General features: G+C 68.9%; 17 protein-coding genes. 9 read left to right on the top strand and 8 right to left on the bottom strand.

Annotation, left to right across the window (positions count from 1 at the left end):
* Positions 1-25: 25 nt before the first annotated feature.
* The 5 genes from QF046_RS13210 to hemE form a co-directional block, all read right to left on the bottom strand.
* Positions 26-307, bottom strand: coding sequence for a hypothetical protein (locus tag QF046_RS13210; RefSeq protein ID WP_307370553.1), 282 nt, complete (start codon positions 305-307; stop codon positions 26-28).
* Entirely contained in the window at positions 300-701 is a 402-nt protein-coding gene (locus QF046_RS13205) for a phage holin family protein (RefSeq protein WP_307370550.1), read from the bottom strand. Before QF046_RS13205 ends, QF046_RS13210 begins: the two co-directional genes overlap by 8 nt.
* Before the next feature lie 2 nt (positions 702-703).
* Complete coding sequence (locus tag QF046_RS13200; protein WP_307370548.1) at positions 704-1,138, bottom strand: hypothetical protein; 435 nt, start codon at positions 1,136-1,138, stop codon at positions 704-706.
* 146 nt (positions 1,139-1,284) lie between these two features.
* A complete protein-coding gene (locus QF046_RS13195; protein WP_307370545.1) occupies positions 1,285-2,760 on the bottom strand; it encodes an NAD(P)/FAD-dependent oxidoreductase in 1,476 nt (491 codons plus the stop codon).
* A 178-nt stretch (positions 2,761-2,938) separates the two neighbouring features.
* Entirely contained in the window at positions 2,939-3,952 is a 1,014-nt protein-coding gene (hemE, locus tag QF046_RS13190) for a uroporphyrinogen decarboxylase (RefSeq protein WP_307370543.1), read from the bottom strand.
* Positions 3,953-4,058: 106 nt separating this feature from the next.
* Between hemE and QF046_RS13185 the strand changes: the two genes are divergently transcribed.
* From QF046_RS13185 to QF046_RS13170, 4 genes are all read left to right on the top strand, one after another.
* Positions 4,059-5,354: a glutamyl-tRNA reductase gene (locus QF046_RS13185; RefSeq protein WP_307370541.1), complete on the top strand. Its 1,296-nt coding sequence runs from the start codon at positions 4,059-4,061 to the stop codon at positions 5,352-5,354.
* A gap of 133 nt (positions 5,355-5,487) precedes the next feature.
* Positions 5,488-5,895 carry an NAD(+)--rifampin ADP-ribosyltransferase gene (gene arr, locus QF046_RS13180; protein ID WP_307370539.1) on the top strand — a complete coding sequence of 136 codons (408 nt, stop codon included), beginning with the start codon at positions 5,488-5,490 and terminating at the stop codon, positions 5,893-5,895.
* Between the two features lie 120 nt (positions 5,896-6,015).
* Positions 6,016-6,582, top strand: coding sequence for an HhH-GPD-type base excision DNA repair protein (locus QF046_RS13175; RefSeq protein WP_307370538.1), 567 nt, complete (start codon positions 6,016-6,018; stop codon positions 6,580-6,582).
* Positions 6,579-7,004, top strand: coding sequence for a DUF1801 domain-containing protein (locus QF046_RS13170; RefSeq protein ID WP_307370535.1), 426 nt, complete (start codon positions 6,579-6,581; stop codon positions 7,002-7,004). The genes QF046_RS13175 and QF046_RS13170 overlap by 4 nt, the downstream gene beginning before the upstream one ends.
* Before the next feature lie 13 nt (positions 7,005-7,017).
* On the opposite strand, the gene QF046_RS13165 is transcribed toward QF046_RS13170, so the two are convergent.
* The 3 genes from QF046_RS13165 to QF046_RS13155 all read right to left on the bottom strand — a co-directional run bounded on the left by QF046_RS13165 (position 7,018) and on the right by QF046_RS13155 (position 9,571).
* The gene (locus tag QF046_RS13165) at positions 7,018-7,695 is read right to left on the bottom strand and encodes a hypothetical protein (protein WP_307370532.1); all 678 of its coding nucleotides are present in this window, start codon (positions 7,693-7,695) and stop codon (positions 7,018-7,020) included.
* Positions 7,696-7,734: 39 nt separating this feature from the next.
* Positions 7,735-8,211: an adenylyltransferase/cytidyltransferase family protein gene (locus QF046_RS13160; RefSeq protein WP_307370530.1), complete on the bottom strand. Its 477-nt coding sequence runs from the start codon at positions 8,209-8,211 to the stop codon at positions 7,735-7,737.
* Positions 8,212-8,302: 91 nt separating this feature from the next.
* On the bottom strand, positions 8,303-9,571 hold the full coding sequence (locus QF046_RS13155; RefSeq protein WP_307370527.1) for an Ig-like domain-containing protein: 1,269 nt from the start codon (positions 9,569-9,571) through the stop codon (positions 8,303-8,305).
* Between the two features lie 196 nt (positions 9,572-9,767).
* On the opposite strand from QF046_RS13155, the gene QF046_RS13150 reads away from it, so the two are divergent.
* The 5 genes from QF046_RS13150 to QF046_RS13130 are packed head-to-tail and all read left to right on the top strand — an operon-like array spanning position 9,768 to position 15,724.
* The gene (locus tag QF046_RS13150; protein WP_307370525.1) at positions 9,768-11,045 is read left to right on the top strand and encodes an extracellular solute-binding protein; all 1,278 of its coding nucleotides are present in this window, start codon (positions 9,768-9,770) and stop codon (positions 11,043-11,045) included.
* Positions 11,046-11,074: 29 nt separating this feature from the next.
* Entirely contained in the window at positions 11,075-12,022 is a 948-nt protein-coding gene (locus QF046_RS13145; protein WP_307370523.1) for a carbohydrate ABC transporter permease, read from the top strand.
* Positions 12,019-12,951 carry a carbohydrate ABC transporter permease gene (locus QF046_RS13140; RefSeq protein ID WP_307370522.1) on the top strand — a complete coding sequence of 311 codons (933 nt, stop codon included), beginning with the start codon at positions 12,019-12,021 and terminating at the stop codon, positions 12,949-12,951. The genes QF046_RS13145 and QF046_RS13140 overlap by 4 nt, the downstream gene beginning before the upstream one ends.
* Positions 12,948-14,405 (top strand): family 20 glycosylhydrolase, encoded by a 1,458-nt coding sequence (locus tag QF046_RS13135; RefSeq protein WP_307370519.1) that lies wholly within the window; start codon positions 12,948-12,950, stop codon positions 14,403-14,405. The genes QF046_RS13140 and QF046_RS13135 overlap by 4 nt, the downstream gene beginning before the upstream one ends.
* 29 nt (positions 14,406-14,434) lie before the next feature.
* Positions 14,435-15,724 (top strand): glycosyl hydrolase, encoded by a 1,290-nt coding sequence (locus QF046_RS13130; protein ID WP_307370517.1) that lies wholly within the window; start codon positions 14,435-14,437, stop codon positions 15,722-15,724.
* Positions 15,725-15,727: the final 3 nt, after the last annotated feature.

The raw sequence follows: 15,727 nt of genomic DNA, 5'->3' as shown, positions 1-15,727 counted from the left end.
GATCAGCCCAGGACCGCGCGTGGGATCAGCGCGAGACGGCGCGGGCGATCACCCAGACCACTCCGCCGACGACGGCGGCGACACCGGCGACGGCGGCCGCCGCGCCGATCGGGTTGCGCTGGGCGAAAGCACGGGTGCGACGGATGCCGCGCTGCGACGCCTGCTCGAGACGACGCGGCACATTGCCCTTGATCTCGATGGCGGCCAGAGCCGCCTTCAGCTCGGCGCGAGCGGATGCCACCGGGTCGACGATCCCGCCCGGGACCACCGTGCGAGGAAGGGAGGAGGACGGTGTCAGATCAGTCATTGTCAGGCTCCTTCATCAACTGCACGTCCGTCGCGACGGCCTGTCCGGGATTCTCGCGCTTGACGACCTTGCGGAAGCGCAGCACACCGAGCAACGCGAAGATCGCCACGGCCAGCAGCAGGAATCCGAAGACCGAGAGCGCCGCGACCCAGGCGGGCCACCAGGAGGCCAACCCGATGATCGCGAAGGCGAGCAGCACCGGGATCGCCCAGAACAGCAGGAACAGCACGATCACGAACCACAGGCTGCCGAAGCCGGCATCCTTCGCGGTCCGGGCGACCCAGACCTTCGCCGCGGCGATCTCGGCGGTGACGAGGTTGCGCACCAGCTCGGGCAGATCTCCGAGCAGGGTCAGCAGGCTGTCGTCTGCGCGGTCGCGATTTCCGCGTGCCATCGTCACTCCGCCTCTGGGGTCGTCTTCTTCGCCGCGGACTTGGACTTGGCGGCCGGCTTGGGCGTCGCCGCGGGCTTCGCGGCCGTCTTCGCCTTCGTCGTGCGCTCGGCGTCGGCCGCGGCATCCTTCACGGTGTCGGCGACATCATCCGCGGCGTCCTTGGTGGCATCCACCGCCGAGTGCAGTCGCTGCTCGGGGGTGCCGGCAGCGGAGGCGGCCTTGACGACCTTGACCGCACCGGTCCACAGCGCAGCGGGGACGGCGGCGACCTGGGCCTTGGCGTACTCCTGCACGCGTGTGACCTGGAGCTGAACCGGGTCGAGGTGCCAGACCTTCAGCCACTGCTTCTTGATCTGCTCGTAGCGTGCGCGCCCTGCGCGCGTGCCGAACACGTAACCTGCGCCGAATCCGACGACGAGTCCGATCTTGCCCTTCATGGGAGCCTCCTGACGTTTGCTGCCGCGTCTTCGTCGATGGCCGAACCGTGTCGTCCCCCGAACGCTGAGTCTCCAGGGTAGTCGCATATTCCCGATTCGGCATCTGCCCTTGCGCGCAGCGCGCCGACGACGTAATGGAGGTTCGGTCAGTCCTGCCAGAGCAGCTCGCCGCGCAGCCGATCGGCCTCGGCGACGGCATCCGGCACCACCTGGGCGAGCCCGGTCCCGGCGAGCCAGGCGCCGACCACCGCGAGTCGCGGCGTCTTGTGCGCGGCAGTGCGCACCGCGGTGCGACGCTCGGCCGCACCGATCAGCGAGGTCGGCTGCGACTGCACGAATCGTGCGCGATGCGCGGCCAGCAGCTGCTGCGGGTGCAGCGTCACGCCGAGCAGCGCGGATGCCTCGGACAGCGCCAGCTGCGCGGCGGCATCGTCGTCCAGTTCGGCGGTCGCGGTGGGCTCGCCCTGCGTGCCGAAGGACACCCGCACGATGTGACGGGCACCGGCGTCGCGGCGCAGCCAGCTCCACTTGGCGGTGGAGTGCGTGAGCGCCTTGGCGAGGTGGCTTCCCGGCACGGTGAGCACGCCGCTTCCGCGCGGGGCCGCATCGAGCTCGGGGGCATCGAGCAGCAGGGTGACGATCTCGATCTCGGGAGCATCGCCCGGCTCGGTGAGACCTGCGACGTGCCCGGCCAGAAGGTCGCGGGCGGTGGGCTCGGCGGTGGCGATGACGACCGCGGTCGCGGTGAGGGGTTCGGATGCCGCGGAGTCGGCAGCCTCGTCAGCATCCGCCTTCTGCTCGAGAGCGACCGCCCACTCACTCGACCCGCTCGTCAGTCGCACCACGCGGGCCTCGGTGCGGATCTCCGCGCCGTACTTCTCCAGGTCGGCGCGCAACGCGTCGACCAGACGGCTCATGCCGCCATCGAGTCCCAGCACGGCAGCGCCGGGCTTCTTGCCTGCGCGATCGCCCTGCAGAGCGAGAACGGCACCGCTGAGCGAGCCGACGCGGGCGAGCGCGGCGTTCAGCCCGGGGGCGGCGACCTCGACGTCGACGACCTCCGGCAGAGCCGAATACACGCCGGCTGTGACGGGCGCGACGAGCCGGTCCCGCACGCGGGCGCCCATGCGAGAGGCGACGAGCTTGCCGAGGCTCCGCTCGTGGCCGATGGTCAGCGGCGGACGCAGACGGTCGATGTACGCGCGCCAGACGCCGCGCCAGCCGATGATGGCGCGCACGTCCTCCTGGAACGGGTTGGCGGGGATGCCGAGCAGCCCGCCCTTCGGCAGGGGTGCGTCGGGAGCATCCGGGATGCCGCTCAGCCAGGCTCCGCCGCCCTCGGGCTTCACGACCGCGTCGGACAGTCCGAGCTCGTCGACCAGCCTGCGCACGTGTCCGCCACGGGTGGCGAAGCTCTCGGCTCCGGCGTCGACGACGATGCCGTCGAGTTCGGCGGAGCGGATGCTGCCGCCCAGCGTCTCGTGCGCCTCCAGCAGGGTGACGCGCATGCCGACCTTCGCGCATTCGCGGGCGGCGACGAGCCCGCCGATGCCGCCCCCGATGACGACGACGTGCTGCTGTGCGGCGCGGGCGGCAGGATCAGCCGAGTGCTCTGCGGTCATGCGTCGATTCTTTCATCGCGGCCTGTGCGCCGCCGGGGATGCCGGTCGCTCGGCCTCCGGGTCGCAACGGATGCCGCTTCCCCCCGATGCCGCACGTCCAGGTCGCAGCGGATGCCGCTTCGAAGCCGAAATGGCGGCATCCATTGCGACCTGGACGGTGAGGAGCTGGTCGCCGCGGTCAGAGCTCGCCGTGGGCGAGCTGCACGATGCGGGTGAGCTGGTCGGGGTCGGTCTCCGGCGGAACGCCGTGGCCGAGGTTCAGGATGTGCCCCTTGGCGCCACGTCCGCGTTCGATGACGTCGCGCACGTGCGCTTCGAGCACCGGCCACGGCGCCTGCAGCAGCGCCGGGTCGATATTGCCCTGCACGACGGTGTCGGGGCCGAGCACGCGGATCGCCTCGTCCAGCGGCATCCGCCAGTCCACGCCGACCGCGCCGGCGACGCCGCCCAGCCGCATGTCGTCGAGGAAGGGTCCGGTGCCGACGCCGAAGTGGATGCTGGGCACGCCGATGCCGTCAAGCGCGGCGTGCGAGTGCGGCGCGATGTGCGTGCGGTAGTCGGTGGGGCTGAGGGATCCCGCCCAGGAGTCGAAGAGCTGCACGACCGATGCTCCGGCGTCGCGCTGGATCTCCAGGAAGCGGCGCGAGATGCGCGACAGCCAGCCCGCGAGCCTGTCCCAGGATTCGGGGTCGGCGTGCATCATGGCGCGGGCGCGCATGTGCTCCTTCGACGGGCCGCCCTCGATCAGGTAGGCCGCGAGGGTGAAGGGTGCGCCGGCGAAGCCGATCAGCGGGGTCTCGCCGAGCTCTGCCGTGACGATGCGCACGGCTTCGGCGATCGCCGTGCCGTCGAGGTCGGCCGGGTCGATCGCTGTGATGCGGGCCACGTCATCCGCCGTGCGCACGGGGTTCGCGAACACCGGACCGCGGCCCGGCTCGATCACCACCTCGATGCCGGCGAGGCGCAGCGGGATGACGATGTCGCTGAAGAACACCGCGGCGTCCACACCGTGCCGGCGCACCGGCTGCAGTGTGATCTCGGCGGCGAGATCGGGGGTGAGGCAGGCGTCCAGCATCCGGGTCCCGACGCGCAGCTCGCGGTACTCGGGCAACGACCTTCCGGCCTGACGCATGAACCAGACGGGGGTGCGCTCGGGCTTCTCGCCGGCGAGCGCGCGCAGCAGATCACTCATGCGTCCGATCCTTCCATCACCGCCTATGCGGATGCCGGGCGACGGCCGCCACGGGGTAAGGCTTGCCTCTGATGCCGCTCATAGCGACCCGGCGTATTCTGTACAGGTGCTGCTCTGCGTCACTGCGAGTCATAAGACCGCTTCTTTCGACCTGCTCGAACGCCTCAGCCGCCACCCCGAAACCGTCGCCCCGACACTTGTCGAAGCCGGTGCGGAGGGAGCCGTCGTGCTCTCGACCTGCAACCGCTTCGAGGCCTACGTCGAGACCGACGATCTCGACACGGGCGCGGTTCTGGAGGTCGTCGCGCAGGCCACCGGCATCCCCTCGGCCGACCTCGACGGCTCGTACCGCGTGGTCGAGGACCGCCGCGTCGCCGAGCACCTGTTCGCCGTGGCATCCGGTCTGGAGTCCGTCGTCTCGGGCGAGGGCGAGATCGCCGGCCAGGTGCGCAGGGCTTTGACCGGTGCGCGCAAGGACGGCACGACCTCGCCTGCCCTCGAGCGTCTCTTCCAGCGCGCGAGCCAGGCGCAGCGCAAGGTCAAGAACGTCACCGCTCTGCAGCGCGCGGGCCGCTCGCTGGTGCGCCTGTCGCTGGAACTCGCCGACAGCCGCATCGCGGACTGGGCGGCCGAGCGCGTGCTGCTGGTGGGCACCGGCTCTTATGCCGCTGTCACCCTGGCGACGCTGCGTGAGCGCGGTGCCGTCGACATCTCGGTGTTCTCTCCCTCGGGCCGCGCCGAGCTGTTCGCCAAGAAACACGGCATCCGCGCGGTCTCGGCATCCGAATACGCCGCGACTGCCCAGCGCTCCTCCTTACTGATCACCTGCACTTCGGTCTCCGAACCCGTGCTCGGGCCGGAGCAGCTGCAGCGCCCGGAGCGCACGGCATCCGCCGGTTGCCCGGCCGGCTCCGCCGGAGGCTCGCAGCTGGTCATCGACCTGGGCATGCCCCGCAACGTCGATCCCGCGGTCGCACAGCTGGAGGGCGTCGCGCTGCTGGATCTGGAGACCATCCGCCTGCACGCCCCCATCGAAGAGCTGCAGGCGACGGATGCCGCTCGCGCGGTGGTCCGCGAGGCCGCGGAGGACTTCCACGCCGCGGGCTCCCGCGCCGCCGTCACGCCTGCCGTCGTCGCACTCCGCACGCACATCTTCGAGCTGCTCGAGGCCGAGATCGACCGCGCCCGCCGCCGCGGCGACGAGGACGGCATGGTCGAACAGGCCATGCGTCACCTCGCCGGCGTGCTGCTGCACACCCCCACCACGCGGGCGCACGAGCTGGCCGCCGACGGCCGTGGTGACGAGTTCGTCACCGCGCTCGAGACGCTGTACGGCCTGATTCCTGAGTCCGGCGCCGGCGAAGCTGCGGTATCCGACATCGCGGCATCCGACGTCGCCTGACCGACGTCGTCCCGGGCGTGCGCTTCGCGCGGGGAAAGGTGCCTGACGCGGACCGGATCTGGGAATTTCTCCGCGGCAGGCGCGCTTTCCCGCGGCAATGGCACGGCCGACCCGCGTGCGCGACACTGGACTCATGACCGACGCGCTGGACGAAGGCCCGTTCTTTCACGGCACCAAAGCCGAGTTGCGGCCCGGCGATCTGCTGACAGCGGGGTTCGCGTCGAACTACCGGCCCGAGATCCTGATGAACCACATCTACTTCACGGCACTGCGGGACGGCGCCGGGCTGGCTGCCGAGCTGGCTGCCGGCGACGGCGAGCCGCACGTCTACCTCGTCGAGCCGACGGGCGAGTTCGAGAACGATCCGAACGTGACCGACAAGAAGTTCCCCGGCAACCCCACCCGCTCGTACCGCAGCACCTCGCCGCTGCGCGTGGTCAGCGAGGTCGACGACTGGACGCGGCTGACCCCCGAAGCGCTGCAGACCTGGCGTGACCGGCTCACTGAGATCCGCGAGACGCGCGGCGAGATCATCAACTAGCGGCCGGCGCTTCGCGCGGAGATATGCACTTCGCGCGGACGGATGCTCCGGATGCCTCCGCGCGAAGCGCAGAACTCCGCAGCAGATGCACCCCCGCCCGGCGCCTGCGAGACTGTCCGCATGGCACTTCACATCACCGGAGACACCGCCGCCGACGACCTGCTCACGAACAATCCCCTCGCGCTCCTGGTCGGGATGCTGCTCGACCAGCAGGTGCCGATGGAGACCGCGTTCGCGGGTCCCCTCAAGATCGAGCAGCGCACCGGTGCGACGGATGCCGCAGCCATCGCCGACATGGATCCGGACGCCTTCCTCGAGGCGTTCAGGCAGACGCCCGCCGTGCACCGCTTCCCCGGATCCATGGCGACCCGCGTGCAGACACTCTGCCGTACGCTCGTCGACGAGTGGGGCGGCGGGGCCGACGCCCTCTGGACAGACGGCGACCCGGATGGCCCCGAGGTGCTGAGGCGCCTGAAGAAGCTGCCCGGCTTCGGCGAGCAGAAGGCCAAGATCTTCCTCGCACTGCTGGGCAAGCAGTACGGCTTCACCGGCGCGGGATGGCGCGAGGCATCCGCTCCCTACGGTGAGGACGGCTCCTACCGAAGCGTTGCCGACATCGTCTCGCCGGAGTCACTGTCCAAGGTGCGCGAGCACAAGAAGGCCATGAAGGCAGCGGCGAAGTCGTGAAGCCGACCGGCACGGATGTCGCGGGCTTGATCGCCCGCAGCGCGCCCGCGATCCGGCGGCGGGATGCCGAGACGCTGACCACCCTCATGCAGGAGATCTCCGGTCGCGAACCGATGACCTGGGGCACCATCATCGGGTTCGGGCACGCCGAGTATCGCTACCCCACCGGACGCACCGGCGAGATGGGGCTGCTGTCCTTCGCACCGCGCAAGGCCGCCACGACGATCTACTTCGTCGACGGCGTGGACGCCTACGCCGATGAGCTCGCGACGCTGGGTCCGCACACCACCGGCGTCGGATGCCTGTACATCCCCGACCTCGAGCAGGTCGACCTCGACCTGCTCCGCGGCATCCTCACCCGCTCGCTCGCCTGGGTCGAGGCAGGCGGCGGCGCGGGAATGCAGCTGACGGTCCTCGACTGACAAATCTGGCTGATCACTCACCCGAGTCGTAGACGACCGTCGATCGGGGTTCCGGACGCACGGCGAGGATCATCGCGAGCACTCCGAGGAAGCCGACCGAGGCGGCGACAAGGAACCCGGCCAAGCCGAACAGAGCCATGAGCGCCTCTTGGTTCTCAGCGAGCCCCGGAATCGGCAGCATGCCCGACAGCACGGTGCGCGCGACGACGACCATGCCCAGCGCCCACAGCGGCGCCCAAACCCACGGCTTCGGCACGACGCCGGCCCGACCGATCTGCACCACTGCGATGACCGCGAGCACCAGCGAGACGGCCTCGGTGGTGATGCCGACCATGTTCACCAGCTGGAAGTAGCCGCCGCGCTCGGCCGGATCGTCGAAGGACACCTCCATGGGCAGCAGCAGCTGCTGCAGCGGCAAGGCCACCAGCAGCCACGCGGCCAACGCGATGATCGCGGCCGTGCCCAGCGGGCGACGTGCCGTGACACTGCCCGCCCGCCCGAGACCTACCGCGAAGATCACCGCACCCGCGGAGAACAGGAGGTCGGACAGCGATATGAAAGGCAGTCCGGGCAGGAGTAGGCCGCGCAGCGCGAGCCCGAGCAGAGCGGATGCCGCGAGCAGCCCGCCGCCGAGCATCCAGGTGCGCCGACGCTCCCGTTCGGTCGCCGCAGTGACATCCACGTCGATCACGCGACAACCCTATCGCCGTCGATCACGCGGATCGGCGACTCAGCCGCGTGCTACGCGCTCGGCCTCCTTGGCGGCGACGATCTTGCGCAGGCCGGAGCTCGAGAAGCGGTGGTCGCGACTGTTGAAGTACAGCTCGATGCCGGCCGCCTCGCAGTACTCGCGGCCGGTGAAGTCGCGCTCTTCGTACTCGTCGCCGACGATGCGCACGTCGAGCTTGAAGGCACGCAGGATGTCCTCGAGATCCTGCTCGGTGGAGTACGGCACGATCTCGTCGACGTACTCGCAGCCGCGCAGCTGGATGTAGCGCTCGACGACCGTCTGGGTCGGAGCGTTCTTCTCGGGACGGTCGAGTGTCGGGTCCATCTGCAGACCGCAGATCAGGTAGTCGCACTGCCGCTTCGCCTCGGCGAGCATCATGATGTGCCCGGCGTGCAGCAGGTCGAAGGTCGAGAAGGTGATCCCCACCCGCGGCCCAGGGTTGTAGTCCTGGTGCTTCTTCACCGTCTCAACTGTCATCGCATCTCCTGTCAGGCAGCTGTCCGCAAACAGGGAGAAGTCTACCGGCGCGTGAGGGCGGAGCCGGATTCAGCCGACTCCGCCCGATGCTTCAGCCGGCCATGGGTCGGAATCGCACCTGCACCGATTCGGACCAGCCGGTGTGGGCGAGCCGCTGCGAGACCGTCGCGGTCTGCGGAACCGTCAGCGCGCGGTCGAGGGTGATCGACCAGGAGCCGTCGACCGCGGCGACGGTCGACGCGGTGGATGCCGTGCGGCCGGGGCCCGAGACGGTCACCCGCACGGTGGCTCCCGGAGCGCCGAAACCGCTGATGGTCACGCGGTCCGCGGCGAGTGCGGCACGGGGCGCCTTCGGTGCGACTCCGGCCGCGTCGTCCTGCACCGCAGTCAGGTTCTTCATCCAGGTGAACGCGGTCGGAGTGATGGTGTCGTCTCCCCAGACCTTGCCGTCGCGATCGACGGCGTAGGCGAAGAATCCGCCCTTCGTTCCACCTTCCGGCTGCCAGGTCGCGTACTCGTACGCGGTGTACTCCGGTGCGGTCTGCGGGTCGTAGATCCCCTCGGCATCGCCCCAGTGCGTGCGGTCCTGCTCTTCGGGGAACGAGAAGCCAGGCAGGAACTGGCACGGCGCGATGTCGTCGGCGAACGTCTCCCACGTCTTCTGCAGCGTCGCCCCACCGCGGCCGTACGCCTGCAGCAGCACGAAGGAGATGTTGCTCGAGACCGCCTCGAACAGCGGCGTGCTGCCGGTCTGGTTGGTGTCGTAGATGAAGATCTTGTCAGTGCCGGACTTCGGACCGATGATCTCGCCGAGTGCGTTGAAGACGCCGATCGCGCGGGTGAGGCCGTCGCCGGTCGGATAGGACTCGACATCGACGTCGATGCCATCGAGTCCGTACGGGGTGACGTACGTGTCGACCAGCTGCTGCGCGTACTCGCGGTAGGCATCCTCGGTCAGCGGGATGTCGGCCTTGGCGAATCGATCGATCCAGAGCGTGTAGACGGCGCGTGTGCCCTGAGCGTGCAGCGCCGGCATGTACTCGTCGCGCAGCGTCGCCCAGTAATCGGTGTCAGCCGTGTCCCCCGCATCGAACACCATCGCGACATCGATCTCGGGAGGAAGGTCGCTCATGCGGGTCACGTTCTTGTCGGGCAGGTTCGAGTTCGCGCTCTCCGGAACCGTGACGTCGCGCCAGGTGCGGTAATACGCCATGGTGAGCGGCTCCGCTTCACAGTGGGTGGTGTTCCCGATCTGCACCGCCTGCTTGGAGGGCGCCTCCTGCGCTGCCGCCGGGGTGGCGGCCAGCGCCGCCAGGCCCGTGAGGACTGCTCCAAGGCCTGCTGCTGTCGTTCGCTTCATTGCTCTTCTCTCTCCGTCGAGTGGATGCTGCGCGTACCGATCGCTCATCGTCCGCAACAGACGAGTAACGAACTAGAGCGATTTAGTGGGACGGTACCAGATCGTGCTAACGTCTGCTATACCGTTTTAGTAATGGGTTGTCACAGCGACCTCATCCCGGGGCGCGGCAGCCAGGACCTTTCGAAGGAGATCGTCCATGAAGCACCGCACATCAGCAGTCATCGGCCTCGCGGCAGCAGCAACCCTCATCCTCTCCGGATGCACCGGGGGCGGTGCCACGGCTCCGGAATCCAACACCGGCGGCGAGATCTCCGGTGAGATCACGTTCCAGACCTGGTCGCTGAAGAACGAGAAGTTCACCCCCTACTTCGAATCCCTCGTCAAGGACTTCGAGAAGGCGCACCCCGATGCGAAGGTCAACTGGATCGACCAGCCCGGTGACGGCTACGAGGACAAGATCCTGCAGCAGGCCGAGTCCGGCGAACTGCCCGACGTCATCAACCTGCCCCCGGAGTACGCCTACTCCCTGGCCTCCGCCGGTCAGCTGCTCGACCTGGGCAGCGCCTCGAAGGCGATCGACGACTACGTGCCCGGCGGCGTGCAGGCCTACGAGTACGACGGCGTCGACGGCTCCTTCGCGTTCCCCTGGTACCTGGGCACCGAGCTGAACTACTGGAACTCCTCGCTGCTCGCCAAGGGCGGCGTGACCGAGCCGCCCGCCACCTTCGACGAGACGCTGGATGCCGCGCAGAAGCTGGCGGATACCGGTGTGCCGATGTTCTCATCGGTCCCGAGCCCCAAGATGCTGCAGATCGTCGGCGCGGTGAAGGACATCTACAAGGACGGCAAGTTCGTCTTCAACACCCCGGAGGCCGCGAAGGTCATCGATCGCTACGCCGAGCTGTACAAGGCCGGCGCGGTCACTCCCGAGGCGCTGCAGGGCGCCGGCACGTCGAACTCCAACATCAACAACTTCAACACCGGCGGCGTCGCCTGGACCACAGCCGGCCCGAACTACATCGACAAGGACGTCGCGGTCAACGCGCCCAACCTGCTGCCCGATGTGGCCGTGACCGCCGGCTTCGGCAACCCGCCGCTGTTCGTGCAGGGCATCAGCGTCGCGAAGAACTCCAAGAACGCCGCCACCGCGCTCGCGTTCGCCGAGTTCGCCACGAACACGAAGAACCAGATCGCCTTCGTCAAGCTGGCCGCCGGCTTCTTCCCCGGCACCATCGAGGCCAACGCCGACCCGGCCGCGTTCTCGGAGAAGCCCGAGAACGAGCTGCAGGGCGTGGCGAACGACCTCGCCGGCAAGCAGATGGCGGATGCCAGGATGACCGGCGCCCCGCAGTACACCGAGGCCATGGAGACCTACGCCAAGCAGCAGATCGCCCTCGCCGTGACCGGTGAGATCAGCGGCAAGGAGGCTCTGGACAAGTCCGTGGAGTACGCGCAGCAGAACGTCATCGGCTGAGCAGGCACGCAGCGGAGGGGAGGACAGAAGTGAAGAGACAGAGATGGTTCACGCCGTACCTGCTGGTGCTGCCGGCGGTGGTCTGGGTGCTGGTCTTCGCACTCTGGCCGTTCCTGAACACGGTGGTCCTGGCCTTCACGGATGCCCGTCCCCTCCGCCCCGTCGAGTTCATCGGACTCGAGAACTTCGGCCGGCTCTTCCAGGATGAGCGCTTCGGCTACGCACTCACGACGTCGCTCGTCTACGTCGTGGTGTGCGTGCCGCTGCTCACCTTCCTGCCCCTGCTGCTCGCGATGCTCGTGCACGGCAAGATCCCCGGCATCGGGTTCTTCCGCACCACGTACTACTTCCCCGTGATCGCCTCGGCCGTCGTCGTGGCGATCGTGTGGGAGTTCCTCTTCTCGGGCAGCGGCACGATCAACGCGGCGCTGAAGTTCTTCGGCCTGGCCGACCGCCCGATCGAGTTCCTCTCCGACCGCTGGCTGCTGATCTTCTGCGCGATCGGGCTGACGGTGTGGAAGGGGCTCGGCTACTACATGGTCGTCTACCTCGCCGCGCTCGGAAACGTCGGCCGCGAGCTGCACGAGGCGGCTGCGATGGACGGCGCGGGCGCGTGGCGCCGATTCTGGTCGGTGACCGTGCCCGGCGTGCGCGGCCCGATGATGCTCGTGTCGGTGCTGATCTGCGTGGGCGCGATGCGCGTGTTCACCGAGCTCTACGTCCTCTCGCACGGCTCGGGCGGTCCCGGCGGGCGCGCGATGAGCCTGGTGATGATGATCCAGTCGATGGGCAAGGGGCTGAACGGTCAGATCGGCTACGCCTCGGCGATCTCGCTCGTGCTGTTCCTGCTGACGCTGGTCCCGCTGGCGGTCGTCGGCATCCTCAACAACCGCGACGCGATCGCCGAGATGCGCGCGACCCGCCGCGCGGCGAAGATCACCCGCCTCGCACGCATGACGCAGGGAGCAGCACGATGAGCATCCGCGAGTCCAACCTCCGCGAGTCCAACATCCGCGATTCCCGCACGACCGTGCCCTCCCGGGACCGGCCGTACCGCACCCGCGGTTCCGCCGACATCATGAAGCCCTCGCTCGCAGGCCTCATCGGCAAGTACGCGATCCTGATCGTGATCCTCGGGGTCATGGTCTTCCCCTTCCTCTGGCAGCTGTCGACCTCGTTCAAGGGCGCCACCGAGAACATCTACGACTTCCCTCCCACACTCATCCCCCAGGCCCCCACGCTCGACAACTTCAGCGAGGTCTTCCGCACGATCCCGGTACTCGACTACGCGTGGCACTCGCTGCTCGTCGGGGTGGGCACCGTCATCACCAACGTGCTGTTCGCGACGATCGGCGGCTACGCCCTGGGCACCATGAAGTTCCGAGGCAAGTGGATCGTCCTGGCGATCATCTTCTCCACGCTGCTGCTGCCCGGCGAGGTCACACTGACCAGCCAGTACCTCACCGTCAAGTCGCTGGGACTGGCCAACACCCTCTGGGGCGTGTTCCTGCCCGGCGCGATCGGCGCGATCAACGTGCTGCTCATGATGGCCGCCTGCCGCATGATCCCGCCGGACACCCTGGACGCCGCGACCATCGACGGCGCCAACACGATGCAGCGCCTGCGGCACATCGTCTGGCCGAACGTGCGCGGCATGGTCTCGGTCGTCGCCCTGTTCGCGTTCATCGGCGCCTGGGACGACTTCCTCTGGCCGCTGGTGGTGCTCTCGGACCCGGCGAAGTACACGCTCACCGTCGGCATGGAGTACCTCAGCTCGAACTTCGCGGCGAACCCGCGCGTGATCGCGGCGGGCACGATGATCGCCCTGGTGCCGATCATCATCCTGTTCGCGGTGCTGCAGAAGCAGTTCTTCAAGGGAGTCGAAGAGGGCAGCGTCAAGGGATGACCACCCCGATGGACCACGCGGACGTCGTCCGCTGGATCGCCGTGCCGCAACCGTCGAGGATCGCGTTGCACGGTGGCCGCTGGAGGCCGCCGACGGTGCGTGTGCGGGCCGACGACGCGGCGTTCGAGGCCGAAGCGTCCCGGATCGAGCGCGAGCTCGCCGACGCCGGATTCGAGCTCGGCGACGACTCGACGATCCGCATCCGCCGCGGCGACGCCGTCGGGTCGCCGGAAGCATTCGGGATCGCGGTCGGCGACGACATCGAGATCACGGCGGATGCTGCGGCAGGGGTCTTCCGCGCCACCCGGCAGCTGCTGCACAACCTGCGCGCGCAGGGCTTCGTACCGCGCGGACTCGCGCGCTCCGCCCCTGCTGTCCGTGAACGCGGACTGCATCTGGACGCGGCGCGCAAGCACTTCCCCGCCGCGTGGATCAGACAGCTGCTGCACGCGCTCGCCGACATCGGCGTCAACACCCTGCAGTGGCACGTGTCCGAGAACGAAGGGTTCCGCATCGGCTCCTCCGCCTTCCCGGAGATCGTCTCGGCCGAGCACATCGCCCGCGACGATGCGCGCGCCATCGCCGATCTCGCCGCGGATCTGCACATCGACCTGATCCCCTCGCTGGACATGCCGGGGCACCTGCAGCACGTCCTGGATCAGCATCCCGAGTTCCGGATGCCGCCAGGCGGCCCCCTGAGCGAACGCGCGCTCGACATCACCGACCCCGACGCCGTGAGCTTCGCGCTCGCGCTGATCGACGATCTCGCACCGCTGTTCCCGCACAGCACCCACTGGCATCTCGGCGGCGACGAGTTCGTGGACTTCGCGCGCATCGACGAGTACCCGACGCTGCGTGCCGCAGCGCGCGAGCGGTTCGGGCCGACGGCATCCGGCTTCGACCTGCTCACCGGCTTCGTGGATGACGTCGCCGCCCACCTGCGCGGGGTCGGTTTCGCTCCGCGGGTCTGGAACGACGGCATGCTGCGCGGAACCGCCGCCACCCTCGACACGGACATCACGTTGACCTGGTGGACGAACTGGCACGACGCGATGCGACCCGTTCAGGCGGGGCTGGATGCCGGTCACGACCTCATGAACTTCAACGACGGGCTGTTCTATCACGTGCTCGGCGAGAAGGCCGGCTACACGTATCCGACCCTGCAGCGCATCTGGGATGCCGATTGGCATCCGGGCCTCTTCCCCGCCCTGCCGGACGGCACCCGGCAGGAGATCCCCGCGCCGTATCCGCCGCAGCTCCGAGGCGCCTCGTTCTCGATCTGGTGCGACGACCCCGATGCTCAGACCGACGAGCAGGTGCTCACCGGCATCCGTCTCCCGCTGCGCGCGATGGCGGAGCGGGCATGGAACGGCGGCAGCACGCTGACGCTCCCCGAGTTCGCCGAGATCGATGAGCGCATCAGCACCGTCGGCGGCACGATATGTTTCCCGTAACCCGCGACTCCGGTCGAGAAAGGCCAGTCATGTCCGCATCCGCCCCTCTGCGCTTCGGCGCGAACTACACCCCCTCGCAGAACTGGATGCACTCCTGGCTGTCGCTGGATCTCGACGCCGTCCGCCGCGACTTCGCGGGACTCGCGGAGCTGGGCATGGATCACGTGCGCATCTTCCCGCTGTGGCCGGTGCTGCAGCCGAACCGCACCCTGATCCGCGAGGACGCGATCGCCGACGTGCGCGCGGTCGTCGACGTGGCGGCGGAGTTCGGGATGGATGCCGGCGTCGACGTCATCCAGGGGCACCTGTCGAGCTTCGACTTCATCCCCTCGTGGCTGTTCACCTGGCACGACAAGAACATGTTCACGCACCCTGACGCCCTCAGCGGCCAGGTCGCGCTGGTCGAGAAGCTCGGCGGGGCGATGAGCGATGCCGACAACTTCCTCGGCTTCACGCTCGGCAACGAGACGAATCAGTTCTCGGCCGAGACGCACCCGCACCAGTGGCCGGTGACCGAGGCCGAGGCCGCGAACTGGATCACCACGCTGCTGGATGCCGCCGAGCGCACCGCCCCCGGTCGCGACCACCTGCACAGCGAGTACGACGCCGCCTGGTACATGGACGGGCACGGCTTCACCCCGGCCCTGGCATCCCGGCTGGGCGCGATGACGACCGTGCACTCCTGGATCTTCAACGGCACCGCGCAGCGCTACGGAGGCCGCTCGCCGGCATCCGATCGCCATGGCGAGTACATGATCGAACTGTCCCGCGCGTTCGCCGTCGATGCGCAGCGGCCGATCTGGCTGCAGGAGGTCGGCGCCCCGTCGAACTGCCTCACCCCCGACGAGACGCCCGGCTTCCTCGAGGCCACCGTGCGCTCGGCCGCCCGCACCGAGAACCTCTGGGGCGTCACCTGGTGGTGCTCGCACGACGTGAGCCGGGAGCTTTCCGACTACCCGGAGCTGGAGTACTCGCTCGGCCTGATCGAGAACGGCGGCGCCGCCAAGCCGATCGGCCGGCGCTTCGCCGAGATCATCCCCGAGCTGCGCGCGCGGCAGGCGACGCCCGCTCGAGCCCTCGGCATCGTGGTCGACGTGGACGAGGGCGACGTCCCGGTCAGCCGCGCGGCGATGAGCCCCGGTGGCGCGATCTTCCAGGCCTGGGTGGACGCCTGCGAGTCCGGCGTGGACGCCGCCTTCGTCACGTCGACGGATGCCGCGGATGCCGCGCTGCTGGCGCGCCGCGGGATCACCGAGCTGGTGCGCCCCGACCTCTCCTCCGGCGTGGGCGTGTACTCCTCGAACAACACCGTCGTCTGAACA

The organism is Microbacterium sp. W4I4, from assembly GCF_030816235.1.
In the GTDB taxonomy this organism is placed as follows: Bacteria; Actinomycetota; Actinomycetes; order Actinomycetales; family Microbacteriaceae; genus Microbacterium.
Note: the sequence above shows the minus strand (reverse complement) of the source record. Positions and strands in the feature narration are given on the sequence as shown.

Excerpts from the sequence above, each read along its gene's own strand:
- QF046_RS13205 (WP_307370550.1), bottom strand. The coding sequence starts at position 701 with ATGGCACGCGGAAATCGCGACCGCGCAGACGACAGCCTGCTGACCCTG.
- hemE (WP_307370543.1), bottom strand. The coding sequence starts at position 3,952 with ATGAGTGATCTGCTGCGCGCGCTCGCCGGCGAGAAGCCCGAGCGCACC.
- QF046_RS13140 (WP_307370522.1), top strand. The coding sequence starts at position 12,019 with ATGAGCATCCGCGAGTCCAACCTCCGCGAGTCCAACATCCGCGATTCC.
- QF046_RS13195 (WP_307370545.1), bottom strand. The coding sequence starts at position 2,760 with ATGACCGCAGAGCACTCGGCTGATCCTGCCGCCCGCGCCGCACAGCAG.
- QF046_RS13150 (WP_307370525.1), top strand. The coding sequence starts at position 9,768 with ATGAAGCACCGCACATCAGCAGTCATCGGCCTCGCGGCAGCAGCAACC.
- QF046_RS13175 (WP_307370538.1), top strand. The coding sequence starts at position 6,016 with ATGGCACTTCACATCACCGGAGACACCGCCGCCGACGACCTGCTCACG.
- QF046_RS13210 (WP_307370553.1), bottom strand. The coding sequence starts at position 307 with ATGACTGATCTGACACCGTCCTCCTCCCTTCCTCGCACGGTGGTCCCG.
- QF046_RS13130 (WP_307370517.1), top strand. The coding sequence starts at position 14,435 with ATGTCCGCATCCGCCCCTCTGCGCTTCGGCGCGAACTACACCCCCTCG.
- QF046_RS13200 (WP_307370548.1), bottom strand. The coding sequence starts at position 1,138 with ATGAAGGGCAAGATCGGACTCGTCGTCGGATTCGGCGCAGGTTACGTG.
- QF046_RS13160 (WP_307370530.1), bottom strand. The coding sequence starts at position 8,211 with ATGACAGTTGAGACGGTGAAGAAGCACCAGGACTACAACCCTGGGCCG.
- QF046_RS13155 (WP_307370527.1), bottom strand. The coding sequence starts at position 9,571 with ATGAAGCGAACGACAGCAGCAGGCCTTGGAGCAGTCCTCACGGGCCTG.
- QF046_RS13135 (WP_307370519.1), top strand. The coding sequence starts at position 12,948 with ATGACCACCCCGATGGACCACGCGGACGTCGTCCGCTGGATCGCCGTG.
- arr (WP_307370539.1), top strand. The coding sequence starts at position 5,488 with ATGACCGACGCGCTGGACGAAGGCCCGTTCTTTCACGGCACCAAAGCC.